26 protein-coding genes are annotated in these 23,584 nt (G+C 70.3%); 8 read left to right on the top strand and 18 right to left on the bottom strand.

The window, feature by feature from the left end:
* Nucleotides 1-4: 4 nt before the first annotated feature.
* A complete protein-coding gene (locus IQ210_RS00780; RefSeq protein ID WP_055553187.1) occupies nt 5-238 on the bottom strand; it encodes a glucose PTS transporter subunit EIIB in 234 nt (77 codons plus the stop codon).
* Between the two features lie 127 nt (nt 239-365).
* Between IQ210_RS00780 and IQ210_RS00775 the strand changes: the two genes are divergently transcribed.
* Nucleotides 366-1,655 (top strand): PTS transporter subunit EIIC, encoded by a 1,290-nt coding sequence (locus IQ210_RS00775; protein ID WP_194075624.1) that lies wholly within the window; start codon nt 366-368, stop codon nt 1,653-1,655.
* A 138-nt stretch (nt 1,656-1,793) separates the two neighbouring features.
* Nucleotides 1,794-3,041, top strand: coding sequence for a PTS transporter subunit EIIC (locus IQ210_RS00770; RefSeq protein ID WP_194075621.1), 1,248 nt, complete (start codon nt 1,794-1,796; stop codon nt 3,039-3,041).
* A 66-nt stretch (nt 3,042-3,107) separates the two neighbouring features.
* Here IQ210_RS00770 and IQ210_RS00765 read toward each other — a convergent pair whose 3' ends face one another.
* Nucleotides 3,108-3,860 carry an MBL fold metallo-hydrolase gene (locus tag IQ210_RS00765; protein ID WP_194075619.1) on the bottom strand — a complete coding sequence of 251 codons (753 nt, stop codon included), beginning with the start codon at nt 3,858-3,860 and terminating at the stop codon, nt 3,108-3,110.
* Between the two features lie 228 nt (nt 3,861-4,088).
* Here IQ210_RS00765 and IQ210_RS00760 point away from each other — a divergent pair, with 228 nt between their 5' ends.
* Nucleotides 4,089-4,544, top strand: coding sequence for a type II toxin-antitoxin system PemK/MazF family toxin (locus IQ210_RS00760; protein ID WP_194075617.1), 456 nt, complete (start codon nt 4,089-4,091; stop codon nt 4,542-4,544).
* A 1-nt stretch (nt 4,545) separates the two neighbouring features.
* On the opposite strand, the gene IQ210_RS00755 is transcribed toward IQ210_RS00760, so the two are convergent.
* The 8 genes from IQ210_RS00755 to clpS form a co-directional block, all read right to left on the bottom strand.
* Nucleotides 4,546-5,496: a PLP-dependent cysteine synthase family protein gene (locus IQ210_RS00755; protein WP_194075615.1), complete on the bottom strand. Its 951-nt coding sequence runs from the start codon at nt 5,494-5,496 to the stop codon at nt 4,546-4,548.
* Between the two features lie 6 nt (nt 5,497-5,502).
* Nucleotides 5,503-5,781, bottom strand: a complete 279-nt coding sequence (locus IQ210_RS00750; RefSeq protein WP_194075613.1) for a MoaD/ThiS family protein — start codon at nt 5,779-5,781, stop codon at nt 5,503-5,505.
* Between the two features lie 110 nt (nt 5,782-5,891).
* Nucleotides 5,892-5,987 (bottom strand): putative leader peptide, encoded by a 96-nt coding sequence (locus IQ210_RS48160; protein ID WP_019759525.1) that lies wholly within the window; start codon nt 5,985-5,987, stop codon nt 5,892-5,894.
* Between the two features lie 88 nt (nt 5,988-6,075).
* On the bottom strand, nt 6,076-7,098 hold the full coding sequence (locus IQ210_RS00745) for a LacI family DNA-binding transcriptional regulator (protein ID WP_194075611.1): 1,023 nt from the start codon (nt 7,096-7,098) through the stop codon (nt 6,076-6,078).
* Nucleotides 7,099-7,138: 40 nt separating this feature from the next.
* Nucleotides 7,139-7,561 (bottom strand): Mov34/MPN/PAD-1 family protein, encoded by a 423-nt coding sequence (locus IQ210_RS00740; RefSeq protein ID WP_037710631.1) that lies wholly within the window; start codon nt 7,559-7,561, stop codon nt 7,139-7,141.
* Between the two features lie 132 nt (nt 7,562-7,693).
* Nucleotides 7,694-9,133 carry an amino acid permease gene (locus IQ210_RS00735; RefSeq protein WP_194075609.1) on the bottom strand — a complete coding sequence of 480 codons (1,440 nt, stop codon included), beginning with the start codon at nt 9,131-9,133 and terminating at the stop codon, nt 7,694-7,696.
* 324 nt (nt 9,134-9,457) lie between these two features.
* Nucleotides 9,458-10,060, bottom strand: a complete 603-nt coding sequence (locus tag IQ210_RS00730; protein ID WP_194075607.1) for a DUF2017 domain-containing protein — start codon at nt 10,058-10,060, stop codon at nt 9,458-9,460.
* An 11-nt stretch (nt 10,061-10,071) separates the two neighbouring features.
* Nucleotides 10,072-10,389 carry an ATP-dependent Clp protease adapter ClpS gene (gene clpS / locus IQ210_RS00725; RefSeq protein ID WP_194075604.1) on the bottom strand — a complete coding sequence of 106 codons (318 nt, stop codon included), beginning with the start codon at nt 10,387-10,389 and terminating at the stop codon, nt 10,072-10,074.
* Nucleotides 10,390-10,446: 57 nt separating this feature from the next.
* Here clpS and IQ210_RS00720 point away from each other — a divergent pair, with 57 nt between their 5' ends.
* Both IQ210_RS00720 and IQ210_RS00715 read left to right on the top strand, forming a co-directional pair.
* The gene (locus IQ210_RS00720; RefSeq protein ID WP_194075602.1) at nt 10,447-11,796 is read left to right on the top strand and encodes a nicotinate phosphoribosyltransferase; all 1,350 of its coding nucleotides are present in this window, start codon (nt 10,447-10,449) and stop codon (nt 11,794-11,796) included.
* A 92-nt stretch (nt 11,797-11,888) separates the two neighbouring features.
* A complete protein-coding gene (locus tag IQ210_RS00715) occupies nt 11,889-12,479 on the top strand; it encodes an isochorismatase family protein (RefSeq protein ID WP_194075600.1) in 591 nt (196 codons plus the stop codon).
* Here the strand turns inward: IQ210_RS00715 and IQ210_RS00710 are convergent.
* A complete protein-coding gene (locus IQ210_RS00710; RefSeq protein ID WP_194075598.1) occupies nt 12,476-12,823 on the bottom strand; it encodes a hypothetical protein in 348 nt (115 codons plus the stop codon). The two genes, IQ210_RS00715 and IQ210_RS00710, sit on opposite strands and share 4 nt — an antisense overlap.
* 122 nt (nt 12,824-12,945) lie before the next feature.
* On the bottom strand, nt 12,946-15,288 hold the full coding sequence (locus tag IQ210_RS00705; RefSeq protein WP_194075595.1) for an immune inhibitor A domain-containing protein: 2,343 nt from the start codon (nt 15,286-15,288) through the stop codon (nt 12,946-12,948).
* A gap of 403 nt (nt 15,289-15,691) precedes the next feature.
* On the opposite strand from IQ210_RS00705, the gene IQ210_RS00700 reads away from it, so the two are divergent.
* A complete protein-coding gene (locus IQ210_RS00700; protein WP_194075592.1) occupies nt 15,692-15,970 on the top strand; it encodes a hypothetical protein in 279 nt (92 codons plus the stop codon).
* Between the two features lie 28 nt (nt 15,971-15,998).
* On the opposite strand, the gene IQ210_RS00695 is transcribed toward IQ210_RS00700, so the two are convergent.
* Complete coding sequence (locus tag IQ210_RS00695; protein ID WP_194075590.1) at nt 15,999-16,631, bottom strand: RDD family protein; 633 nt, start codon at nt 16,629-16,631, stop codon at nt 15,999-16,001.
* 89 nt (nt 16,632-16,720) lie between these two features.
* Nucleotides 16,721-18,877, bottom strand: a complete 2,157-nt coding sequence (locus IQ210_RS00690; protein WP_194075588.1) for an RDD family protein — start codon at nt 18,875-18,877, stop codon at nt 16,721-16,723.
* Between the two features lie 214 nt (nt 18,878-19,091).
* Here IQ210_RS00690 and IQ210_RS00685 point away from each other — a divergent pair, with 214 nt between their 5' ends.
* The gene (locus tag IQ210_RS00685) at nt 19,092-19,505 is read left to right on the top strand and encodes an SsgA family sporulation/cell division regulator (RefSeq protein ID WP_194075585.1); all 414 of its coding nucleotides are present in this window, start codon (nt 19,092-19,094) and stop codon (nt 19,503-19,505) included.
* 17 nt (nt 19,506-19,522) lie between these two features.
* Here IQ210_RS00685 and IQ210_RS00680 read toward each other — a convergent pair whose 3' ends face one another.
* On the bottom strand, nt 19,523-20,938 hold the full coding sequence (locus IQ210_RS00680; RefSeq protein WP_194075583.1) for an FAD-binding oxidoreductase: 1,416 nt from the start codon (nt 20,936-20,938) through the stop codon (nt 19,523-19,525).
* A gap of 92 nt (nt 20,939-21,030) precedes the next feature.
* Here IQ210_RS00680 and IQ210_RS00675 point away from each other — a divergent pair, with 92 nt between their 5' ends.
* Complete coding sequence (locus tag IQ210_RS00675; protein WP_194075580.1) at nt 21,031-22,467, top strand: tetratricopeptide repeat protein; 1,437 nt, start codon at nt 21,031-21,033, stop codon at nt 22,465-22,467.
* Here IQ210_RS00675 and nthA read toward each other — a convergent pair.
* The 3 genes from nthA to IQ210_RS00660 are packed head-to-tail and all read right to left on the bottom strand — an operon-like array spanning nt 22,430 to nt 23,568.
* Nucleotides 22,430-23,011, bottom strand: a complete 582-nt coding sequence (gene nthA, locus IQ210_RS00670) for a nitrile hydratase subunit alpha (protein WP_194075578.1) — start codon at nt 23,009-23,011, stop codon at nt 22,430-22,432. The two genes, IQ210_RS00675 and nthA, sit on opposite strands and share 38 nt — an antisense overlap.
* A complete protein-coding gene (locus IQ210_RS00665) occupies nt 23,001-23,294 on the bottom strand; it encodes an SH3-like domain-containing protein (RefSeq protein ID WP_194075576.1) in 294 nt (97 codons plus the stop codon). Before IQ210_RS00665 ends, nthA begins: the two co-directional genes overlap by 11 nt.
* A complete protein-coding gene (locus IQ210_RS00660) occupies nt 23,287-23,568 on the bottom strand; it encodes an SH3-like domain-containing protein (protein ID WP_194075574.1) in 282 nt (93 codons plus the stop codon). Before IQ210_RS00660 ends, IQ210_RS00665 begins: the two co-directional genes overlap by 8 nt.
* Between the last annotated feature and the right edge of the window lie 16 nt (nt 23,569-23,584).

Below are 23,584 nucleotides of genomic sequence, written 5' to 3'. Positions count from 1 at the left end.
GCCCCTACATCATGTCTTCGATGTCCGCCGCGATCGGGTCCGCGTCCGTGCCGATGACGACCTGGACGGCAGTGCCCATCTTGACGACTCCGTGGGCGCCGGCGGCCTTCAGGGCGGCGTCGTCGACCAGCGCGGGGTCCTTGACCTCGGTGCGCAGGCGGGTGATGCAGCCCTCGACCTCTTCGATGTTGTCGATGCCACCGAGCCCGGCGACGATCTTCTCTGCCTTGCTGGCCATGTCGGTCTCCTCACGCACTGTTGGCCCAACTTCGCGAGCGATTGCGCCGAACGTACCGAAAGATGACGTCACAGCTACCCAATCGTCCGTAACTGGTCTACACCACCTGACAGGCGGTCGCCAACTCATGAGTTCCGAGACCACTGAGACCCCTCCGACTCGCCGACGGTGGCACTCGGCGTTCCAGGGGCTGCAGAAGATGGGGCGGAGTCTTCAGCTGCCCATCGCCGTCCTGCCGGCCGCGGGCATCCTCAACCGGCTCGGCCAGCCTGACGTGTTCGGTGACGACGGGCTCGGCTGGACGGACGTGTCCAAGGTGATGGCGGGCGCGGGCGGGGCGCTGCTCGACGGTTCGCTGGGGTTGCCGCTGCTGTTCTGCGTGGGCGTGGCCATCGGCATGGCGAAGAAGGCGGACGGGTCGACGGCGCTGGCGGCGGTGGCCGGGTTCCTCGTCTACTACAACGTGCTGCGGCAGTTCCCGGAGGACTGTGCGGCGGGCGCGAAGGTGGTCGTCACCGGCTGCCAGGCGGCGGACGGCACGGTCAGCGCCTTCACGTACCAGAACCCGGGGGTGTTCGGCGGCATCATCATGGGTCTGATGGCGGCGTTCTTCTGGGCGCGCTATCACCGTACGAAGCTCGTGGACTGGCTGGGCTTCTTCAACGGCCGCCGGCTCGTGCCGATCATCATGGCGTTCGTGGCGATCGTGTTCGCGGCGCTGTGTCTGTGGATCTGGCCGCCGATCGGTGACGGGCTGGAGAACTTCAGTGACTGGCTGAGCGACGCGGGTGCGTGGGGTGCGGGCATCTTCGGTCTGGCGAACCGGGCGTTGCTGGTGATCGGGCTGCACCAGTTCCTGAACGTGCCCATCTGGTTCCAGTTCGGGACGTACACCAAGCCGGACGGCACCGAGGTGCACGGTGACATCAACATGTTCCTGGCGGGCGACCCGAACGCGGGTCAGTTCACGTCCGGGTTCTTCCCGATCATGATGTTCGCGCTCCCGGCCGCGGCCCTGGCGATCACCCACTGCGCGAAGCCGCACCGCCGCAAGGAGGTCGGCGGTCTGATGCTCTCGGTCGCGCTGACGTCGTTCGTCACCGGTATCACCGAGCCGATCGAGTACTCGTTCCTGTTCATCGCGCCGCTGCTGTACGCGGTGCACGCGGTGCTGACGGGTGTGTCGATGGCGGTGACGTGGGGGCTCGGGGTGCACGACGGGTTCAGCTTCTCGGCCGGGTTGATCGACTACATCATCAACTGGAACCTGGCGACGAAACCGTGGGCGATCATCCCGATCGGGCTGTGTTTCGCGGCCGTCTATTACGCGATCTTCCGGTTCGCGATCACGAAGTTCGACCTGAAGACCCCGGGGCGGGAACCCGAGGACGAGGTCGAGGACGTGACCAAGGTCTGAGGCCGAACGGCCCCTCTCGACGCGGTTACAGAACCCACGGTTCCCGTCACGGAATCGTGGGTTCCTTACGTCACCTTCATCGTGCTACAACAGGTCTACACCACTGAGTGGTGTAGACCACCACCCGATGGAGGATGTATGAGCACCGCCACCGATACGGCGGCCCCCGCAAAGAGGCGGGGATCCGGTCTGATCCAGGGCCTGCAGAAGGTCGGCCGCAGCCTTCAGCTTCCGATCGCCGTGCTGCCCGCGGCCGGCATCCTGCTGCGACTCGGCCAGACCGACGTCCAGGACAAGCTGAACCTGCCCGACAAGGTCACGGCGGTCTTCGCCACCGCCGGTGGCGCGATCTTCGACAACCTGCCGATGCTGTTCTGCATCGGTGTCGCGATCGGCTTCGCCAAGAAGGCCGACGGCTCCACCGCGCTGGCCGCCCTGGTCGGCTTCCTGGTCTACAGCAACGTCCTGAAGGCCTTCCCGGTGACGGAGGCCAAGGTGCAGGCGGGCGCGGACATAGCCGCGACCTACAACAACCCGGGTGTCCTCGGCGGCATCATCATGGGTCTGCTGTCCGCCGTGCTGTGGCAGCGCTACCACCGCAAGAAGCTGGTGGACTGGCTCGGCTTCTTCAACGGCCGCCGGCTCGTGCCGATCATCATGGCCTTCGTCGGCACCGCCATGGGCGTCTTCTTCGGCCTGGTCTGGGAGCCGATCGGCGAGGTCATCTCCGACGCCGGTGAGTGGATCACCGGTCTCGGCGCCGTGGGTGCCGGTCTGTTCGGTCTGATCAACCGCGCGCTGATCCCGGTCGGCATGCACCAGTTCGTGAACTCCGTGTCCTGGTTCCAGATCGGCGACTTCAAGGACTCGGCCGGCGAGATCGTGCACGGTGACCTCACCCGCTTCTTCGCCGGTGACCCGACCGCCGGTCAGTTCATGTCCGGCTTCTTCCCGATCATGATGTTCGGTCTGCCGGCCGCCGCGATCGCCATCGCGCACACCGCCCGCCCCGAGCGCCGCAAGGCCGTGATGGGCATGATGATCTCGCTCGCGCTGACCTCCTTCGTGACCGGTGTGACCGAGCCGATCGAGTTCTCGTTCATGTTCATCGCCCCGATCCTGTACGTGATCCACGCGGTGCTCACGGCCCTGTCCCTGGCGATCACCTGGGCCCTCGGCGTCCACGCGGGCTTCACGTTCTCCGCGGGTGCCATCGACTACGCCCTGAACTGGAACCTGGCGACCAAGCCCTGGCTGATCATCCCGATCGGTCTGGTCTTCGCGGCGATCTACTACGTGGTCTTCCGCTTCGCCATCACCAAGTTCAACCTCCCCACCCCGGGCCGCGAGCCCGAGGAGGAGGTCGAGGACCTCACGAAGGCGTGAGGTTCGCGCGATGACCAAGGCCCCGGTACCGAAGAGGTACCGGGGCCTTCGTGCACGTATCGGGAACTAGATCTCGTACGACACCCTCGGCGCCGCCAGTTCCACCGGGCCGTCGAACACCGCGCGGGCGTCGGCGAGGTTGACCTGCGGGTCGGTCCACGGGGGGATGTGGGTGAGGACCAGGCGGCGGGCGCCGGCCCGGGTCGCCGTCTCTCCCGCCTCGCGGCCGTTGAGGTGCAGGTCGGGGATGTCCTCCTTGCCGTGGGTGAAGGCGGCCTCGCAGAGGAACAGGTCGGTGTCGCGGGCGAGTTCGTCGAGGGCGGGGGTGATGCCCGTGTCGCCCGAGTACGTCAGCGACTTGCCGCCGTGCTCCACGCGGATGCCGTACGCCTCGACCGGGTGGGCCACGCGTTCGGTGTGGACCGTGAAGGGGCCGACGTCGAAGGTGGACGGCTTGACCGTGTGGAAGTCGAAGACCTCGCTCATCGAGGAGGCGGTGGGGGTGTCGGCGTAGGCCGTGGTGAGACGGTGCTCGGTGCCCTCGGGGCCGTAGACCGGGATGGGGGCGCAGCGGCCGCCGTCGTGGCGGTAGTAGCGCGCGACGAAGTACGCGCACATGTCGATGCAGTGGTCGGCGTGCAGATGGCTGAGGAAGATCGCGTCGAGGTCGTAGAGACCGCAGTGGCGCTGCAGCTCGCCAAGGGCACCGTTGCCCATGTCGAGAAGCAGCCGGAAGCCGTCGGCCTCTACGAGGTAGCTCGAGCAGGCCGATTCCGCGGACGGGAACGACCCCGAGCAGCCGACGACGGTGAGCTTCATGAAGCAGAAACCTCCGCTGGCGGGATGGAGAGAATGGGTGCGTCGGGGGTCGTGCGGTTCGTCGAGCGTAAGGCGCAAAACCCCCTGTCGCTCCTCCGCCAAGGGCTGTTGTGGGCGAACTCACCTGTGCGGCGCTGCCATCCGGGCTACGTGACGTTCAGCTGTTCGGTCGCGATCGGAAGGCCCTTCGAGGGCGCGGTGGGGATCGTGCGCCGGTAACGTCGTCGTATGGACACGTCCTGGTGGCTGGCGCTCGTGGCAGTGGTGCTGCTCGCGTTGGTCGCCACGCTCGTCGACGGGTGGGGGCGGGGGCGTCGGCCGGAGGGGCGGCGTACGCGGCCGCCCGGGCGGGCCGGAACCCGGGGTGCTGCCGCGCGTCCGCGGCCCGCGGAGATCTGGTGGGCGATCGTGCCGTACGAGGAGGGGCCGGGGGCGAAGGACCGGCCGTGTCTGGTGCTGGCGGTGCACGGGCGGCGGGCGGTCGTCGCGAAGATCACCAGCAAGTATCACGACGAGCGGGCGGGCGTCATTCCGCTGCCGCCGGGGTCCGTGGGTGATGCCCACGGGCGCGCGAGCTTCCTGGAGACGGACGAGCTGCGCGAGGTGCCGGTGTGGGACTTCCGGCGCCGGGTGGGGGTGGTGGACCCGGTCCTGTGGGACCAGGTCCGTCACCTGGCGACCTAGGTCACGCCCAGAGTTGGCCCTGGAGTGTCTCGATCGCTTCTTCCGTCGTCGCTGCCGTGTACACGCCTGTCGACAGGTACTTCCAGCCGCCGTCCGCGACGACGAAGACGATGTCGGCGGTCTCCCCCGCCTTCACGGCCTTCTTGCCGACGCCGATCGCGGCGTGCAGCGCGGCGCCCGTGGAGACGCCCGCGAAGATGCCCTCCTGCTGGAGGAGTTCGCGGGTGCGGGTGACGGCGTCGGCGGAGCCGACCGAGAAGCGGGTGGTGAGGACGGAGGCGTCGTACAGCTCGGGTACGAAGCCCTCGTCGAGGTTGCGGAGGCCGTACACCAGGTCGTCGTAGCGCGGCTCGGCGGCGACGATCTTCACGTCCGGCTTGTGCTCGCGGAGGTAGCGGCCGACGCCCATCAGGGTGCCGGTGGTGCCGAGGCCCGCCACGAAGTGGGTGATGGACGGGAGGTCGGTGAGGATCTCCGGGCCGGTGGTGGCGTAGTGGGCGCCCGCGTTGTCCGGGTTGCCGTACTGGTAGAGCATCACCCAGTCGGGGTGCTCGGCGGAGAGCTCCTTGGCGACGCGTACGGCGGTGTTGGAGCCGCCCGCGGCCGGGGAGGAGATGATCTCGGCGCCCCACATGCCGAGCAGGTCCCGGCGTTCCTGCGAGGTGTTCTCGGGCATGACGCAGACGATGCGGTAGCCCTTGAGCTTGGCCGCCATGGCCAGCGAGATGCCGGTGTTGCCGCTGGTCGGCTCCAGGATCGTGCAGCCCGGCGTGAGGCGGCCGTCCTTCTCCGCCTGCTCGATCATGTGCAGGGCCGGGCGGTCCTTGACCGAGCCGGTGGGGTTGCGGTCCTCCAGCTTGGCCCAGATGCGGACGTCCTCGGACGGCGAGAGCCGCGGCAGGCGCACCAGGGGGGTGTTGCCGACCGCGGCGAGCGGGGAGTCGTAACGCATCGAGGATCAGGCCATGCCGCCGGCCACGGCCGGCAGGATCGTGACGTTGTCGCCGTCGGTGAGCTTGGTGTTGATGCCCTCGAGGAAGCGGACGTCCTCGTCGTTGAGGTAGACGTTGACGAAGCGGCGCAGCTCGCCGCCGTCCACGATCCGGGCCTGGATGCCGGCGTGCCGGGTCTCGAGGTCGGTGAAGAGCTCGGCGAGGGTGTCCCCGGTGCCCTCCACGGCCTTCTGGCCGTCGGTGTACGTGCGGAGGATGGTCGGGATGCGGACCTCGATGGCCATGGTTGCGGGCTCCTGTCGGATGGTGTTCGGGTCGGTGGGCGCACGGCAGCGCAGAACAGCAGAGGTGAGTGGCGCCGCGGCTCACGGCCGTACGGCGGCAGGGAGCAGCGTCAACAGATGGCGCTGGCGAGCCTGCACAGGTCGACGTGCAGCCGCGCCACGAGCAGCATGCCCGGCGTCTTCTCGCTCACGTCGTGGGAAACCATGCGGTCATCGTATCGATTCCCGGTCCGGGTCCCGGAGTGTGATCCCACATGGTGGACGGATTCCGGCCGAACCATGAGACGGCACAGCTCAGGCGGACGCGCGCACCGTGAGTTGGGTGGGTACGACGACCGCGGTCGGCTCCTTCGCCCGGTCGAACAGCAGCCGGGCGAGCTGTCGGCCCATCTCGGCGACGTCCTGGTGGACGGTGGTCAGCGGCGGGTCGGTGGACTCGGCGATCTCGGTGAGGTCGTCGAAGCCGACGACGGCCACGTCGTCCGGCACCCGGCGGCCGTGTTCCCGCAGGACATCCAGGGCGCCGGCGGCCATGAGGTCGGAGGCGGCGAAGACGGCGTCCAGGTCGGGGCAGCGGTCGAGCAGCGCGGTCATGGCGCGGGCGCCGCCCTGCCGGGTGTAGTCGGCGCGCTCCACGAGCTCGGCCGGGGCGTCGGGGAGGACGTCGCGGTAGCCGGCGAGGCGTTCGGCGGCGGAGTGCTCCTGGTCGTGCGGGCCGGTGACGGTGGCGATGCGGCGGCGGCCCCGGTCGACGAGGTGCTGGACGGCCTGGCGGGCGCCGCCGCGGTTGTCGCCGTCGACGTAGGGGTGGGCGCGCACGGTGTCGCCGTCGTGCAGCAGGGGGCGGCCGCCGAAGACGGCGGGGATGTCGAGGCGGTCGGTCATGCCGTGCAGCCGGCCGCCGGGGTGCAGCGAGAAGAGGATGGCGCCGTCGACATGGCCGCCGCCGAGGTAGTCGGCCACGCGGGCGAGGTCGTCGGGCTCGTCCAGGAAGAGCAGGACGGCCTGGGCGCCGTGCCGGGCGAGTTCGCGGCGGATGCCGCGCAGGAGGCAGTCGAAGAACGGGTCGAGGAAGAGCCGGCCGTCCGGCTGGTCGGCGACGACCGCGACGGCTCCCGTGCGGTGGGTGACCAGCTGGCGGGCGGCCTGGTTGGGGACGTAGCCGAGTTCGGCGATGACCCGCCGGACCTCCTCGACGACCTCGGCGCGCACCTTCGGCTCGCCGTTGATCACCCGCGAGACCGTGGACCGGGACACCCCCGACTGGCGTGCGACGTCCTCGATCGTGGGGCGCTGTCCGTGCGGCCGTCGCGTCAACACCGTCTCCGATCCGCCGAGTTGGTCGGGCGTACGGTGATCAGTATGCCTCGACGACCGTGACCTCCTCCTCGGTGACCTCACCCTCGACGATGCGGTAGGAGCGGAACTGGAAGTCGCCGAGTCCGTCGGTGTCGGCCGTCGAGACGAGGACGTAGTGGGCGCCGGGCTCGTTGGCGTAGGAGATGTCGGTGCGCGAGGGGTAGGCCTCGGTCGCGGTGTGGGAGTGGTAGATGACCACCGGCTCCTCGTCGCGGTCGTCCATCTCGCGGTAGAGCTTGAGCAGGTCGCCGGAGTCGAACTCGTAGAACGTGGGCGACATGGCGGCGTTCAGCATCGGGATGAACCGCTCGGGCCGGTCGGACCCGGCGGGCCCCGCGACGACGCCGCACGCCTCGTCGGGGTGGTCCTTGCGCGCGTGCGCGACGATCTGGTCGACGAGGGCCTGGGTGATGGTCAGCATGTCCGTCAGGATAAGCAGACGGGCCGCCCCGTACCGACAGGTGGTACGGGACGGCCCATATGCCGGACGCCTTGAGCGGCAGCGACAGGGGGTTCCACGAAAACTCCCTGGGCTGGACGTCCTGGGGAGTGGTCAGCCGACCTTCTCGAACTCCGGCTCGCGGCGTTCGGCGATCTGCGGGTTGCGGCTCTTCAGCGCCACCCAGCCGATGCCGAGGGCGACGGCCCAGCCCGCCATCACGTACAGGCAGACCCGGGAGTCGGCGTCGTACGCGATGAGGCCCGTGACGAAGAGCAGGAACACGATGGCGACGTACGAGCACTTCGCGCCGCCCGGCGCCGGGAAGGACGACGCGGGCAGCCGGCCGGCGTCGACCGCGCGGCGGTACAGCACATGGCTGACCAGGATCATCAGCCAGGTCCAGATGCCGGCCGCGGTGGCCACGGAGGTGACGTAGCCGAAGGCCTTCTCCGGGACGATGTAGTTGAGGACCACGCCGATGCCCATGAAGGCGACCGAGACCGCGATGCCGAGGGCCGGCGTCTTGGTCGTGGAGAGCTTCTTGAAGACCGCGGGGGCCTCGCCGCTCTCGGCCAGGTTCCGCAGCATGCGGCCGGTGGAGTACATGCCGGAGTTGCAGGAGGACAGCGCGGCGGTGAGGACCACGAAGTTCACGATGCCCGCGCCGGCCGGGATGCCGATCTTGGCGAAGGCGGCGACGAACGGGCTGACGCCCTCGCCGAACTCGGTCCACTTCACCACGCACAGGATGACGGTGAGCGCGCCGACGTAGAACAGCGCGATACGCCACGGAAGCGTGTTGATCGCCTTGGGGAGGGTCTTCTCCGGGTCCTCGGACTCACCGGCGGTGACGCCGACCAGCTCGACGGCGAGGTAGGCGAACATGACGCCCTGAAGGGTCATCAGGGACGAGCCGACGCCCTTGGGGAAGAAGCCGTCGAAGGCCCAGAGGTTGGAGACGGCGGCGGTGTCACCGGCGGAGCTGAAGCCGAAGGTGAGCACACCGAGGCCGATGACGATCATGCCGATCAGGGCGGTGACCTTGACCATCGAGAACCAGAACTCCAGCTCACCGAAGAGCTTCACGGAGATCAGGTTGACCCCGAAGAGGATCACCAGGAAGACCAGGGCGGTCACCCACTGCGGGATGTCCGGGAACCAGTAGTTGACGTAGATCGCCGCGGCCGTGAGCTCGGCCATGCCGGTCACGACCCACATCAGCCAGTACGTCCAGCCGGTGAAGTAGCCGAAGAACGGGCCGAGGAACTCGCGTGAATACTCCGCGAAGGAGCCCGAGACCGGGCGGTAGAGCAGGAGCTCGCCGAGCGCCCGCATGATGAAGAAGATGATCACGCCCGCGAGGGCGTACATGAAGATGAGGCTGGGACCGGCCTTGGCGATGTTCGCCCCGGCTCCCAGGAACAGCCCGACGCCGATGGCGCCGCCGATCGCGATCATCTGGACCTGGCGGCTGCCGAGGCCACGCTCGTAACCCTCTTCGGAGGTGCCGGAGGTGTTCTCCGGACCCTTGTCGACCTGAGCGGAGGTCATCAGTGTGGTGCGCCTTTCTCCATACCGAACCGGGCCTCTCGTCGGCCTCGGATCGGTTCTCGATCCCCCCGGATACTGGAGTTTTTCTGCCTGGCCGGTGGTTACCGGCTCGGTGGCGCACCCGACCGAACATACGGGTGGTGTTCGTCGGGCGGTCGTGAAGATTTATCACGGCCGAAACGTTGATCGCCTCAGCCCCATGTGGCGCACGACACAGGAAGAAGCGGACAAAAGACACCCCGGACGGGCATACGAGACCGCCGCGGTGACGCGATCGTTATCCGGATTTGAGCGTCCTCTGAGCGAACACCCAACCCCCGCACATCAGGGCATAAGGGTGGAGACCAGCGTCTCCTGCAACCCGCCCAGCCACAGATACGCCATCACCATCGGCTTGCGCGGATCCTCGTCCGGCAGCCGGTAGAGGAGGTCCGTGTCCTCCTCGTCGGTGATCTCCAGCCGCGAACCGATCGCGAGGCGCAGGTCGTTGAGGGAGCTGAGCCACTGCCGGGACTCCTCGACCGACAGCTTCAGCACCGCCCCGCCGTCGCCCACCGGACTCAGCGCGTCCAGGGAGCGGATCACCGCGAGGGCGTTGTCGCGCTTGCCGGCCCTGAGGTCGTTCTCGGTGTAGCGGCGGAACTCGGAGGAGTACGCGCGCTGCTCCTCGGCCTCCTTGGCCTCCGGGGCGCCCTCGGGGTCGCTGTAGGCGTCCGGGAAGAGCCGCTTGAGCACCGGGTCTGAGGGCGGCTCGCTCGGGCCCTCGGCGAAAAGCTCGGCGAGCGGGTCGTCCGGGGCGTCCTCGCCGGGCCCGGGGCCGATGAGCTCCAGGAGCTGGACGGCCAGCGACCGGATGATGGAGATCTCGACGTCGTCGAGCGCGACGGCCGCGCCGCCGCCGGGGAGCGGTTCGAAGGTGCCTGGCATGTCAGGGATCGCTACTTCCGGTCCTGCTGGAGGGTGGCCCACAGTCCGTAGCCGTGCATCGCCTGCACGTCGCGCTCCATCTCCTCGCGGGTTCCGCTGGAGACGACCGCCCGGCCCTTGTGGTGGACGTCGAGCATCAGTTTGGTGGCCTTGTCCTTCGTGTACCCGAAGTAGGTCTGGAAGACATAGGTCACGTAGCTCATGAGGTTGACCGGGTCGTTGTGGACGATCGTGACCCAGGGGACGTCCGGCTCGGGGACGGCGAAGACCTCTTCCGCCGACTCGGTGCGTTCGATCTCTACGGGAGCGGGTGACGTCACAGAGCCCATGCTGCCACGGCCTCCACAAATCGTCACACTGACGCAAAGGGGTGTAGCATCCTCGTCATGAACACAGCGGACCTTGGGCTGCCGGTGGACGTTCCCTCGACGGCGCTCTTCACGGATCAGTACGAGCTCACGATGTTGCAGGCCGCGCTGAAGGCCGGTACCGCCGAGCGGCGGAGCGTCTTCGAGGTCTTCACCCGGCGGCTGCCGGACGGGCGACGCTACGGGGTCGTGGCCGGGACCGGGCGGGTCCTGGACGCCGTCGAGAACTTCCGCTTCGACGCGGGCGTCCTCGGCTTCCTGCGGGAGCGCGGCATCGTCGACGAGCCGACCCTGGAGTGGCTGGCCTCCTACCGCTTCTCGGGGGACATCTGGGGCTACCCCGAGGGCGAGGTCTACTTCCCGGGCTCGCCGATCATGCGGGTGGAGGGGTCCTTCGCCGAGTGCGTGCTGCTGGAGACGGTGATCCTCTCGATCCTCAACCACGACTCCGCGATCGCGGCGGCCGCCTCGCGCATGTCGTCCGCCGCCGGTGGCCGCCCCCTGATCGAGATGGGTGCCCGCCGCACCCACGAGCTCTCCGCCGTCGCCGCCTCCCGCGCCGCCTACGTCGGCGGCTTCGCCTCCACCTCCGACCTCGCGGCCGGCTTCCGCTACAACATCCCGACCGTCGGCACCTCCGCCCACGCCTTCACCCTGCTCCACGACAACGAGCGGGACGCGTTCCAGGCCCAGGTGAACTCGCTGGGCCGGAACACCACGCTGCTGGTCGACACGTACGACGTGGCGACGGCCGTGCGTACGGCGGTGGAGGTGGCCGGGCCCGAGCTCGGCGCCGTGCGGATCGACTCGGGCGACCTGCTGCTCGTCGCGCACCGGGTGCGCCAGCAGCTGGACGAGCTGGGCGCGCGGGACACGAAGATCATCGTGACCTCGGACCTCGACGAGTACGCCATCGCCTCGCTCGCGGCGGCGCCCGTGGACGCGTACGGCGTCGGCACCCAGCTGGTGACCGGCTCCGGGCACCCGACCTGCTCGATGGTCTACAAGCTGGTCGCCCGGGCCGAGTCCGCCGACCCCAGGGCGCCGCTGGTGCCGGTCGCGAAGAAGTCGTCCGGCGGGAAGACGTCGATCGGCGGGCGCAAGTGGGCCGCGCGGCGCCTCGACGAGGACGGGATCGCGGAGGCCGAGGTCGTCGGCACCGGGGCCGTACCGGCCGAGCTCGCCGACCGGCAGCTGCTGGTGGAGCTGGTCAAGGGCGGGGACGTGGTGGCGCGGGAGCCGCTGGACGTCGTACGGGACCGGCACGCGGCCGCGCGGGACGGGCTGCCGCTGTCGGCGACGCAGCTGTCGCGCGGGGAACCCGTCCTTCCGACGGAGTACGTGCACGGGCGGTCGGGTAGCCAGTAACGGTGCGCCCGCCCGCAGTGTCACAAGCCGTATCGCCGGACCGCCGAAGTCTCTAGGCTCGTAAGTTCACTCATAGTCGAAGGACACCCACCATGCGCCGCGCCTTGATCGTCGTCGACGTACAGAACGACTTCTGCGAGGGGGGCAGCCTCGCCGTGGCCGGGGGTGCCGATGTGGCCGCCGCCGTCACCGAGCTGATCGGCCAGGCGGCCGGCTCCGGCTACCAGCACGTCGTGGCCACCCGCGACCACCACATCGCGCCCGGCGGCCACTTCGCCGACAACCCCGACTTCGTCCACTCCTGGCCCGCGCACTGCGTCGCGGGCACCGAGGGCGTGGGCTTCCACCCGAACTTCGCCCCGGCCGTCGCCTCCGGCGCCATCGACGCCGTCTTCGACAAGGGCGCGTACTCGGCGGCCTACAGCGGCTTCGAGGGCGCCGACGAGAACGGCGTCCCGCTGGCCGACTGGCTGCGCGCCCGGGAGGTCACTGAGGTCGACGTGGTCGGCATCGCGACCGACCACTGCGTGCGGGCCACCGCGCTGGACGCGGCGCGGGAGGGCTTCCGTACCCAGGTGCTGCTGGACCTGACGGCGGGCGTCGCCGCGGAGACCACGGACCGGGCGCTGGAGGAGCTGCGCGCGGCCGGCGTGGAGCTCTCCGGCAAGCCCGTGGTCGCCTAAGCGGGGGCCGCCGGGCGCCCCAGCAGGGCTCTGATCGGGTGCCACAGCTCCTGCGCGAGCTCAGGGCCCGCCGCCACGACAGCGTTGTCAGGGGCGGTACGCCATATCAGCCCGTCCGGGTGGTGGAGTACGGCGGTGATCTCGTCCGGCGTCGGCGGGGCCGCGTTGCCGCGCAGGTAGACGGCCCGCAGCCCGAGGTTGCGCAGCCTGGTCAGGGCGCGCGCCCGGTTGCGGGCGTGGACGAGGACACGGACGCAGTCCGTGCCGTCGGCGGCGGGTCTGGGCAGGTTCAGCGCCACCACCACGCTGCCGGTCGGCAGCTTGCAGAAACCTCCTGCGGCCATGCAGTCACACCCCCGTGTGCACCGGTGTCAATAAGAGAGTCATCAGGTGGCACCTAAACACGATCGGCGGCGACCCGCCAGGGGGTCGCCGCCGATAGCCTTCTGACCTGCGGAAATGCGAACTACTTCACCGCGGGGCCGACCTCGATGGAGATCGTGGAGCCGTTCTTGGCCTCCTTGACGATCTTGATCTTGGTGTTGGTGTCAGTGACCCGGACACCCGCGAAGGGGGTCGTCTCGTCGTAGTAGGTGCTGGTGTGGTCGTTGAAGACCGGGACACCCTTCGACGACGGGATCTTGGTGGCGACGTCCGCGTTGTGCAGCGTGATGCCGTCCGTGCGGTACAGGCTGAACGGCGAGTCGTAGGCCTGGATGCGGCTGCGCATCGCCGTGCCGTCGGACCACTTCAGGGCCTTCGCGTGGGAGTCGATCGGCAGGACGAGACCGGTGCCGGGGTGGGCGCTGGTGTTGTTGTCCGCCTGGGAGGTGTCCCACTTCCAGATCAACAGGCCGTTCTGGTACGGGTAGTGCTCGACCCAGCTCGGACGGGTCGTGGAGAAGCCGAAGTTGTACGGGCCGACCTTCAACGTCCTGTCGTACGACACGTACTGGCGGTTCTCCGCGATGTAGTACTGCGCGTACTCCTTGCTGAAGGACGCGCCCACGCGGGAGAAGCCCTTCGCCGTCCAGGCCGCGTCCGCGGTCTCGGCGTCGTCGCTGAACAGGGCGGCGCCGTCGGCGGTCACGGAGATCCGGTCGGCCGCGAAGCCCTTGCCGGCCACACCGCTGTCCGAGGAGTAGCGGAAGCGCACGTCGATCTTCTGGCCGGCGTAGGCGTCCAGCGGGAACGACAGCTTCTTGTACGTCGCCGAGGAACCGGTCAGCACGGGCTGGCCGCTGGCGTCACGCGGGAGGGCCGTGCCGTCCGCGGTGCCGTCGACCGGGGTCCACTTGGTGCCGCCGTCGGTGGAGACCTCGGTGTAGACGAAGTCGTAGCCGGCCTCGGTGTCCCACCAGCCGTCCAGGGTCAGCGTCGCCGCCGACTTGCCGGTGAGGTCGACGCTGCGGGACAGCGTGTTGTTGAGGCTGTTGCCGCTGCCGCTCCACCACTGGGTGGCGCCCTGGGCCGGGGTCACGATCTCGGTGGTGACCGCCTTCTTGGGCAGTTCGACGACCAGACCCTGCTTGTTCTTGGTGTTGTACTCGGCGACGCCCAGCTTGTGCCGGGACTTGGTCGCGGCCTTCGCCACGTCGTAGTCCAGCCAGCCCAGTTGGAGCTTGTCCCAGGCGGTCATGTCGCCGGGCAGGTCACCGATGGTGTCCTTGCCGGTGCCGAGCCAGGAACCGGAGGACATCAACGTCCAGAAGCCGGTGGAGTTCTCGCCGCCGCCGGTGGTGTCGTAGTGGTCCGGCAGACCGAGGTCGTGGCCGTACTCGTGGGCGAAGACGCCGAGTCCGCCGTTCTCCGGCTGGATGGTGTAGTCGCCGACCCAGATGCCGGTGTCGCCGACCTGGGTGCCGCCGAGCAGGTTGCCCGAGGGGCCGGAGTTGCCGGCGTCGGTGCCGAACGCGTACCAGCGGTGCGCCCAGATGGCGTCCTCGCCCTGGGCGCCGCCGCCCGCGGACTCGTCCTCACCGGCGTGCACGATCTGGAAGTGGTCGATGTAGCCGTCGGACTCGTTGAAGTCGCCGTCGCCGTCGAAGTCGTAGCGGTCCCACTGGTCGAACTCGGCGATGTCCGCCTTGATCTCCGCGTCGGTGCGCCCCGCTGCCTTCTGCTGGGCGACCCAGGCCGTGACGCCGTCCTGCACCGCGTTCCAGGCACAGGTGTCACAGGAGTTCGAGCCGTAACGGGCCTCGTTGTAGGGGACCTTGACCCAGTCGGTGACCTCGCCCTCGACCGAGTAGCGGCCCGAGGACTGCTTCTCGTAGTAGGTCTTCATCGACGCGGTGCCGTCGCCGAAGTAGAGGTCCTCGAAGTGGGCCTTGTTGTAGTCCGCCTGCCACGCCGTGGAGTTGTCCTGGGTGCGGTCGGGCTGGGCTATTTCGTTGTGGGCGGGGCCCGCGGTGCCGCCGTAGCGGCTGTCGATCTGGTCGCCGAACTCGACGAGGATCGTGAAGATCTTGTCGGTGCGCTCCCGGCCCAGCTCGACGTACTTGCTGTCGCCCTTGCGGCTCTTGAGCTCGACGACCTGTGAGCCGCCGCGCTCCGTCACCTTGGCATTGCCGGATATGACCTGCTTGAGCGCCTCTTCGCGCTGCGCCTCCTGGGTCTTGGAGAGCGGGCCGTCGAAGTCGTGTTCCTGCGTGGTCTTCGCCGGCTGAGGGTCGGTCCGGTTCGCGGTGGCCGACTGAGGGGCGGCGGTGCCGGCCTGGGCGACGGCGAACGTGGAGAACGTCGCGGTCGCGGCGGCCAGCGCGACGGTGGTCGCCGCCGCTCTGAACGTCCAGGATCTACTGGTCACTTGAGGTCCTCCCCCGCGTTCGGGCGCGCGGAGGCAGGAGGGGTCCTGGGCATGGAGGGTCCGCGCGCGCGTGATCAACGCGTGTAGTCAAGTGACGTAATTTGACTAGAGGTTCAGAAGAAAAGACAGACCTTGACCTGAACAAGACAAGTGCGCTATGCGGAGTTGGTGTCCGCTTTACGAACACCTCGTGTCCCGGTCAACCGGCGCTCAGGTCTGTCCACTTGGTGGACGGTATGACTCCGTGCGCCCCCCGTGCACCGGTACTGTTGGTTAGGTCACGCTTACTGTTCGTTCCGCTCGGGCATGCACGCGAATAGAGTCGATTGGCGGAACGTTCGAATTTCGGCGGAAAGCCAGGCCGACACCCCCGTGGACCCCCACTTCCGAGGACACGATTGCCATGCCTCGTCCGACTGCCGCACAGCTCGCCTACGGTTCGTTCACCGTGATCTTCTCGACGCTCGCCATGCTGCTGCTGTCACAGACGAGTTCGGGGCTCGGGATCGCGGTCATCGCCGTCTCGGCGCTCGCACTCGGGCTCCTCGTCGCCATGACGGTGCCGATGCCCAGGTCGCGCGTGGTCGCGGTGCAGAAGCCCGCCGAGGTCGCCGCGGCGGCCCCGGTGACGGCCGAGGAGCCCGTGGCCGCGGTGGCCACGAGCTCCCGGAAGGCCGCCTGAACCTGATGTACGGCGGTGGCGGTGGCGGTCAGCCGGTGCTGACCACCACCGTCTTCGCCGCCTTGTCGTGCAGCCCCTGTTTGTAGGGCTTGTCGAAGAAGCTCCAGCCGCCCGCGATCGCGGTCCAGACGCAGGCGCAGCAGAACGCGAACGGGATCCAGAGCACCAGGGAGCGGATCAGGGCGGTCTGCACGGAGGGCGTGGAGCCGTTCTCGAGGTTCGCCACCCGCATCTTCAGCCACTTCTTGCCGAGCGTCTGGCCCGACTTGGTGATCATGAAGGTGTCGTAGCCGATGTAGAGCAGGGCGGCGACCAGCGACTGCGCGAAGGACTTGCCGTACTCCACCTTGTCGGCGTCCATGTCGTACTCGTTGACCCCGAAACCCCAGGTGAGCAGGGCGACGACGATCCCGACGAGGATGAGGTCGATGATGCGGGCGAGCGTGCGACGGCCGCTGTCGGCGAGCGGGGGCATGCCGGCGAGGGGGTCGGTGGGGTAGCCGCCACCGCCGTACGGGTCACCGCCGTAGGGGCCACCCCCGTAGGGCGGGGGCTGACTGCCGTACGGCGAACCGGAGTCGCCCGACGGTGGGGGCTGCTTCCTGAACGGGTCGTCTTCCGGCGGCTGCTGACCGGAGCCGGGGGGCGGTTCGCTGCTCATGGCCCGAGTCGACCGCGAACCCCCCGGCTCCGCATCCGGCGAGCGGCCGTCCGGAGTACGGAATCCGCTGCCCCTTCCGCCGTATCCGGCTATCCCGCTACGAACGTATGTGCGGCCTTGTCGTGCCAGCACTGGCGCCACGGCTTGTCGAACAGGCCCCATACGACACCCACGACACCGATCGCGAGCAGGCCGGGGACGCTGTAGACCAGCCAGCGGCGCAGGGCCGCGCCGAAGGACGGGGGTTCGCCGCCCTCGATGTCCCGCACCTCCAGGCCGAGCAGCTTCTTGCCGAGGGTCCGGCCCCATTTGGCGGTGGGCAGCGCCTCGTAGAGGACGCCGAAGAGGAGGAGGACGGCGAGGATGATGCCGAGGTACGTCGACGTCGTGCCGTCCAGCAGCCAGACGGTGACGGTCTCGCCGCTGAGCTTCGCCGCGTCGATCTTCTCGTCGACGTGGTCGAGGGCCTTGGTGCCGAGCGGTACGGCCGCGGCGGCGGTGACGCCGAGCACGACGACGGTGTCCAGCAGCCGCGCCGCCAGCCGCTTGCCGAGGCCGGCCGGACGCGCGGAGGCCTGACGCCGGGCGGCGGCCTGGAAGACGTCGTCGACGGGCGGCTTCCAGGGCACGACGGGCTGATCCTCCCCGGAGGCCCCGGCCAGCCGATGCACCTGCTGCGCCCAGGAGGGCTGCCCACCACCGGGGCCACTGGTCATGGGGGTGGCGCCGGAGGAGGAGGCGGAGGCGGGGGTGGGCTGCTGGGGGACGGAGGGAGTGGCGGGGGCGGCGGGGCTGGCGGCCGGGTTGGCTTGCTGGGGGCCGGAGAGGGCGGTGGGGGCGGCGGAGGGCGAGGCGGTGGCGGATGCCTGGGCGGCGGCTCCAGCCTGCGCCTGCGCGGCCGCGGCCCGCTCGGCAGCGGCTTTCCCGGCGCCGAAGCCGGGGGCGCCGGGGGTAGAGGTGCCGGGCGCGGAGGGGCTGGGGGCGTTGAAGGCGGGTCCACCGGAAGCGGCAGCGCCGGACGCCGGGGTGCTGGGACCACTGGAAGCCGCGGCGCCGGACGCGGACGCGCCAGGGGCGTTGAAAGCGGGTCCGCCGGAAGCGGGGGCGCCGGACGCCGGGGTGCCGGGGCCGGTGAAGGTGGGGCCGCTGGTGCTGGAGGGGACCGGAGCGCCGGAAGCCGGTGTGGCGAAGCCGCCCGCCGCCGGGTCGGCCAAGTGTGCGCCGCCCGTGCCCCCTCCCTGCGCCCCACCCTGCTGAGCCGTGCGCGGGGAGACCGCCCGGAAGGTCATGGTCCCCTCGTCACCCACGGGGCCACCGGGGGCGGGGACACCGGGAGTTGCGGTGCCCCCCGGACGACCGGCGGCGGGGTCGGACCCGGCCGGGCTGCCCGAGGGCGGGGCGCCAAAAGCCGGGCCACCGGACGCGCCCGGGCCGGGTGAGCCGGAAGAGCCGGAGCCGGAAGAGCCAGGGCCGCCGGCGCCAGGACCGCCCGCGCCACGGCCGGCAGCGCCAGGTGCGCCGAAGGCCGGGCCGCTCGACGCGCCCGCGGCGCCCGACCCTGCGCCGCCCGAACCCGCGGTGCCCTGCCCGGAACCCCCCTGCTGTCCCGTCGTAGGCCTGCGGAACACGAACGTGTTGCCCGACGGGACGTCAGAAGCGCCCTGGGCGGGTGGGATCGTCGCTGTGCCGTCCGTGCTGGACGTCTCGGACGGGACGCGGGGGTCGGGGCCGGTCGGGGCTCCCCAGGAGACGCGGCGGTCCTGGTCGCCGCCGAAGCCGGACTGCCGACCCCGGTCGGCGCCCCACGCGGACGCGGGCTCGGGGCGGCTGCCGTGCTGCGCGTCGGCCGGGGAGGCCTGCGGCTGCGGGTCCTCGTCGAAGAAGTGCGGGCCCGTCTCCTCGACGGGCGGCACCGCCCCACCCGTACCGCCCGAACCGGACCCCGGCGAGACCGCTCCACCCGCACCCACGCCCGAACCCGAGCCCGGCGGCACCGCTCCACCCGTACCCATGCCCAAGCCCGAGCCCGGCGGCACCGCGCCACCCGCGTCCCCGCCCGGCGATGCCGCCGTACCCGCGTTCCCGCCCGGCGGTGCCGGCGGCGTGCCGTCCGACGGGGCCGGGCGGCTGGTGCCCGGTACCCAGGCGGCACCGTTCCAGTACCGGACGTAGCCGGGGATGGACGGGTCCGGGTAATAGCCCTCGCGGGGCCTGTCGTCACCGGGGGCCGGGGTTGGGGCGCTCATGTCCGTCGTCCCGTATCTGCTCGGGGGTGAATATGGGGGGCTCCACATCTATCAGACCGGCGCAACCCCCCACCGCCAGTCCCACCGGACCCACACCTTCGAGACGTCCGGAAAAAAAGTTCTCCGAACCCGCGTAATGCTTCCGCCCCCTCCCCGCTCTCCACCCGTGCGGGCCCACCACAGGGCCGCGCACGAGCGGAGAGGAACGTACGACATGCACTACACCGTGGTGGAACGCGAGCTGGAGCTCAAACTCATCCTGTCGCCGGAGCGCAGCATCCCGGTGCCGGCCCGGCTGAGCTACCGCACCGACGATCCGTACGCCGTCCACGTCACCTTCCACATCAACTCCGAGCACCCGGTGAACTGGACGTTCTCCCGCGATCTGCTGGTGGAGGGGGTGTTCCGGCCGTGCGGGCACGGCGACGTGCGGGTGTGGCCGACGAAGTCGGAGGGCCGCAGCGTCGTCCTGATGGCGCTGAGTTCACCCGACGGAGACGCCCTCCTGGAGGCGCCCGCCGCCCAGGTGTCCGCCTGGCTGGAGCGGACGCTGCGGGTGGTGCCCCCGGGGACTGAGGGCGAGCAGCTGGGGATCGACGACGCGCTCGATCAGCTGCTCGCCCAGTGAGTGCCCAAGACGGACGGTCAGAACAGCTTGCCCGGGTTCAGGAGGCCCAACGGATCGAAGACCTGCTTGATCTGCCGCTGCATCTCCACCCCGACGGGGCCCAGTTCGCGCGCCAGCCACTCCTTCTTCAGCACGCCCACGCCGTGCTCGCCGGTGATCGTGCCGCCGAGTTCCAGGCCGAGGGCCATGATCTCGTCGAAGGACTCGCGGGCGCGCCGGGACTCGTCGGGGTCGGCGGCGTCGAAGCAGACGGTGGGGTGGGTGTTGCCGTCGCCGGCGTGGGCGCAGACCCCGATGGTGAGGTCGTACTTCCCGGCGATCCGCTCGACCCCTTCGAGCATGTCGCCGAGCCGGGAGCGGGGCACGCACACGTCGTCGATCATCGTCGTGCCCTTGACCGCTTCCAGCGCGGTCAGCGAGAGCCGCCGGGCCTGGAGGAGGAGTTCGGACTCGGCGGCGTCGTCGGCCGGGACGACCTGGGTGGCGCCGGCCGCCTCGCACAGGGCGCCGACGGCGGCGAGGTCCGCGGCCGGGTCCGGGGTGTCGAAGGCGGCGAGCAGCAGGGCCTCGGTGGTCTCCGGGAGCCCCATGTTGGCGATGGCGTTGACGGCCTTGACGGTCGTACGGTCCATCAGTTCGAGGAGGGAGGGGACGTGCCCGCCCTCCATGATCCGGCACACGGCGTCGCAGGCCGCGGCGGCCGAGGCGAACTCGGCGGCCAGCACCAGCTGCTGCGGCGGCTGGGGCCGCAGCGCGAGGGTCGCCTTGACGACGATGCCGAGGGAGCCCTCGGAGCCGACGAACAGGCGGGTGAGGTCGTAGCCGGCGACGCCCTTCGCGGTGCGCTTGCCGGTGGACATCAGGCGTCCGTCGGCGAGGACGACGTCGAGGCCGAGGACGTACTCGGCCGTCACCCCGTACTTCACGCAGCACAGGCCGCCGGAGGCGGTGCCGATGTTGCCGCCGATGGTGCACATCTCCCAGCTGGAGGGGTCCGGCGGGTAGTAGAGGCCGTGTTCGTTGACCGCGCGGGAGAGGGTCGCGTTGATGACGCCCGGTTCGACGACGGCGATGCGCTCGACCGGGCTGATCTCCAGGATGCGGTCCATCTTGGTCAGGGACAGCACGATGCAGTCGTCGGTGGCGTTGGCGCCGCCGGACAGTCCGGTGCGGGCACCCTGCGGGACGACCGGGACGCGCAGTTCCGTGGCGGTGCGCATGACGTGCTGGACCTGCTCGACGGTGCGCGGCAGGACGACGACCGCCGGAGCGCCGGCCGGGCAGAAGCTGGCCATGTCGTTGGCGTAGGAGGCCGTGACGTCGGGGTCGGTCAGGACGGCCTCGGCGGGCAGACCGGCCAGGAGCCGGTCGACGAGGTTTCCGGTGACTGTCGTGCTTTGGGAGCGAGGCGCTTCGCTACGGCTCATGATCACAGCGTCGCACCCGGGGCCATCGGTGTGAACCCCGTCCGCACCGGCCTTCGCATACGGGGATGTGGTCGTCGTACTGACGCACAGTGAGCGCCATGGAGAACCAAGAGGAGGCCCGGCGGGGCGGACGCGTCGGCCGCTGGGGGCTGGTCGCCGCCCTCACCGGGTGTCTGGTGCTCGGCGGGACGCTGATGGTGGTGCCGGTGCAGCGGACGGGCCCGCGGGACGCCGTGCCGCCGGCGCCGGGCGCGCAGGCGCTCACGGCGGTGTCGGCGGGGGCGCCGGCCGCGCTGCCGGACCTCGCGGCGCTGATCGGTGAGCGGGAGACGCATCTGCGGAAGAACCCGCGGGACGCCGAGTCGTGGGCGGTGCTCGGGGCGGCGTACGTCGAGCAGGGGCGGCGGACGGCGCAGTCGGCGTACTACCCGAAGGCCGACAAGGCGCTGCGGACCTCGCTGAGAGTCGAGAAGAGCGCCGCCGCCTACGACGGGATGGCGGCGCTGGCGAACGCGCGGCGGGACTTCCGGGCGGCGCGGACGTGGGGTGAGGCCGCGCGGAAGCTGGACGCGAAGCGCTGGACGACGTATCCGCTGCTGATCGACGCCTATACAGGCCTCGGCGACTGGAAGGCCGCGGGGCGGGCGCTGGAGCGGCTCCAGGAACTGCGGGGCGGGCCGGCCGTGATGGCGAGGGCCGGGGCGGTGTACCGGGACCGGGGCTGGCGTGAGGACGCGATGGCGCAGCTCTCCGACGCGGCGGCGGGCGCGAAGGCACCGGCCGAGCGGGCGGCGTATCTGGAGCGGGTGGGGCAGGTGGCCTGGGAGCGCGGGGAGCGGGAGGTCGCGCTGCGGAACTTCCAGGAGGCGGTGCGGATCGACCCCGACCAGCGGGCCGCGCAGGCCGGGCAGGGGCGGGCGCTGGCGGCGCTGGGGCGCACGTCGGAGGCGCTGAGCGCGTACCGGCTGGCGCTGGCCAACCAGCCGAGCCCGCACATCGCGCTGGAACTGGGTGAGTTGTACGAGTCGCTGGGGCTGCGGCAGGCGGCGCGGGCGCAGTACGACCTGCTGCGGGCGCGGGTGAGCAGCGCCGCCGCGGGCGGGGCCGACGAGGAGCTGGTGCTCGGCGTGTTCGAGGCCGACCACGGTGATCCCGCCTCCGCGGTACGGCGGTTGCGGGCGGAGTGGCGGCGCCAGCCCGGGATCGCGGTGGCCGACGCGCTCGGGTGGGCGCTGCACCGGGCCGGGCAGGACGAGGAGGCGCTGCGGTACGCGGTGCGGGCGACGGACCACGTGCACGGCGGCGGCGTGCGCAGTGCGCTGTACGCCTTCCACCGGGGCATGATCGAGCGGGAGTTGGAGAAGTACGGGCCCGCGCGGCGGCATCTTCAGGAGGCGCTGCGGATCAACCCGTACTTCTCACCGCTCCAAGTCCCCGCGGCTCGGGAGGCGTTGACGGCGCTCGGCGCCGAACCGTCCTCGGAAGTACCGGAGTCGGTCACAGAGCAGCCGTGCCGATCAGCGCGTTGCGCGTGACCAGCGCCGCCAGCTCCTCCTCCGCCAGCCCTTCCGTGCCCTCTGGCCGGCGCGGCAGGACCATGTAGCGGCTCTCGGCGCTGGAGTCCCACACCGTGATGTCGACGGTGTCGGGCAGCTCCAGGCCGAACTCCCGTAGCACGGACCGGGGTTCACGGACCACCCGGGAGCGGTACGCCTCGGACTTGTACCAGCTCGGGGACGGGCCGAGGAGGCGGAGCGGGTAGCAGGAGCAGAGGGTGCAGACGATGACGTTGTGGGTGCCGGCCGTGTTCTCGACGACGCGCAGGCGCTGGTACGAGCCCTCCATGTAGCCCAGTTCGCGCACCGCCGCCGTACCGTCCGCGAGGAGCCGGGACTTGTAGCCCTCGTCGGTCCAGGCGCGGGCCACCACCCGGGCGCCGTTCGCCGGGGAGGAGGAGGCGAGGAAGGCGTCGATGGCCTCGTCCACCCGCTCACCGGTGATCAGGCCCTTCTCCTCCAGCAGGGTTTCGAGGCGCCGGACCCGCTGGGCGATCGTCGCGTCGGGGTGCTCACCGGTCACGGTCGGGATCCTCCTCCAAGTAGCTTTCCCACAGATTCAGTACGACGTGATGGTCGCCCTCGCCCCACAGGTCCCGGGCCGCGAAGCGGACCGCGTAGATCTGCTCGACCGGCGCGTCCCCGCGGCCCTGCGCGCTGATGTCGGCGAGCTCCGCGGGGCCCTCGGGCTCGACGACCACGCCTCGCTTGCCGCGGGCGTAGCGGGGCAGGCGGGTGTGGTGCGCCGGGTCGTGGGGGAAGGTGCGGACGCGGGTGCCGGGCGGGAAGCGGTCGCCGTCAGTCATCCAACTCACCTGGTTCCAGCACGCCCTTGGTCTCCAGCAGGGCGACGATCGCGGTGAACCAGCGCTCGTAGTACGAGGCCGCGAGGTACTCGGCGGGCGGCATCGACTCGATGGCGTCCCGGAACTCGTTGGTGTTGAAGATCCCTTGGGCGCGCAGGGTGTTGAAGAGGCCGACGACCCGGGCCTCCCAGTCCGCGTGGAAGGGTTCGGTGTCGTCGGCGGTGTCGATCGCGCCGAAGCCCTGCGTGCCGCCCACGTCGTTGATCCTCGCCATGGGGTCAGCCTACGGC

The organism is Streptomyces justiciae (assembly GCF_015163075.1).
In the GTDB taxonomy this organism is placed as follows: domain Bacteria; phylum Actinomycetota; class Actinomycetes; order Streptomycetales; family Streptomycetaceae; genus Streptomyces; species Streptomyces justiciae.
The sequence above is the reverse complement of the archived record's forward strand: the minus strand, read 5'-3'. Positions and strand labels throughout refer to the sequence as shown.

Bases quoted from the DNA above. Each gene is read 5' to 3' on its own strand.
- IQ210_RS00665 (WP_194075576.1), bottom strand. From the start codon at position 23,294: ATGACTGACGGCGACCGCTTCCCGCCCGGCACCCGCGTCCGCACCTTC.
- IQ210_RS00690 (WP_194075588.1), bottom strand. From the start codon at position 18,877: ATGAGCGCCCCAACCCCGGCCCCCGGTGACGACAGGCCCCGCGAGGGC.
- IQ210_RS00735 (WP_194075609.1), bottom strand. From the start codon at position 9,133: ATGACCTCCGCTCAGGTCGACAAGGGTCCGGAGAACACCTCCGGCACC.
- IQ210_RS00760 (WP_194075617.1), top strand. From the start codon at position 4,089: ATGGACACGTCCTGGTGGCTGGCGCTCGTGGCAGTGGTGCTGCTCGCG.
- IQ210_RS00775 (WP_194075624.1), top strand. From the start codon at position 366: ATGAGTTCCGAGACCACTGAGACCCCTCCGACTCGCCGACGGTGGCAC.
- IQ210_RS00765 (WP_194075619.1), bottom strand. From the start codon at position 3,860: ATGAAGCTCACCGTCGTCGGCTGCTCGGGGTCGTTCCCGTCCGCGGAA.
- IQ210_RS00720 (WP_194075602.1), top strand. From the start codon at position 10,447: ATGAACACAGCGGACCTTGGGCTGCCGGTGGACGTTCCCTCGACGGCG.
- IQ210_RS00780 (WP_055553187.1), bottom strand. From the start codon at position 238: ATGGCCAGCAAGGCAGAGAAGATCGTCGCCGGGCTCGGTGGCATCGAC.
- IQ210_RS00675 (WP_194075580.1), top strand. From the start codon at position 21,031: ATGGAGAACCAAGAGGAGGCCCGGCGGGGCGGACGCGTCGGCCGCTGG.
- IQ210_RS00770 (WP_194075621.1), top strand. From the start codon at position 1,794: ATGAGCACCGCCACCGATACGGCGGCCCCCGCAAAGAGGCGGGGATCC.
- IQ210_RS00685 (WP_194075585.1), top strand. From the start codon at position 19,092: ATGCACTACACCGTGGTGGAACGCGAGCTGGAGCTCAAACTCATCCTG.
- IQ210_RS00700 (WP_194075592.1), top strand. From the start codon at position 15,692: ATGCCTCGTCCGACTGCCGCACAGCTCGCCTACGGTTCGTTCACCGTG.
- IQ210_RS48160 (WP_019759525.1), bottom strand. From the start codon at position 5,987: ATGGTTTCCCACGACGTGAGCGAGAAGACGCCGGGCATGCTGCTCGTG.
- IQ210_RS00660 (WP_194075574.1), bottom strand. From the start codon at position 23,568: ATGGCGAGGATCAACGACGTGGGCGGCACGCAGGGCTTCGGCGCGATC.
- clpS (WP_194075604.1), bottom strand. From the start codon at position 10,389: ATGGGCTCTGTGACGTCACCCGCTCCCGTAGAGATCGAACGCACCGAG.
- IQ210_RS00695 (WP_194075590.1), bottom strand. From the start codon at position 16,631: ATGAGCAGCGAACCGCCCCCCGGCTCCGGTCAGCAGCCGCCGGAAGAC.
- IQ210_RS00710 (WP_194075598.1), bottom strand. From the start codon at position 12,823: ATGGCCGCAGGAGGTTTCTGCAAGCTGCCGACCGGCAGCGTGGTGGTG.
- IQ210_RS00740 (WP_037710631.1), bottom strand. From the start codon at position 7,561: ATGCTGACCATCACCCAGGCCCTCGTCGACCAGATCGTCGCGCACGCG.
- IQ210_RS00730 (WP_194075607.1), bottom strand. From the start codon at position 10,060: ATGCCAGGCACCTTCGAACCGCTCCCCGGCGGCGGCGCGGCCGTCGCG.
- IQ210_RS00715 (WP_194075600.1), top strand. From the start codon at position 11,889: ATGCGCCGCGCCTTGATCGTCGTCGACGTACAGAACGACTTCTGCGAG.
- IQ210_RS00750 (WP_194075613.1), bottom strand. From the start codon at position 5,781: ATGGCCATCGAGGTCCGCATCCCGACCATCCTCCGCACGTACACCGAC.
- IQ210_RS00755 (WP_194075615.1), bottom strand. From the start codon at position 5,496: ATGCGTTACGACTCCCCGCTCGCCGCGGTCGGCAACACCCCCCTGGTG.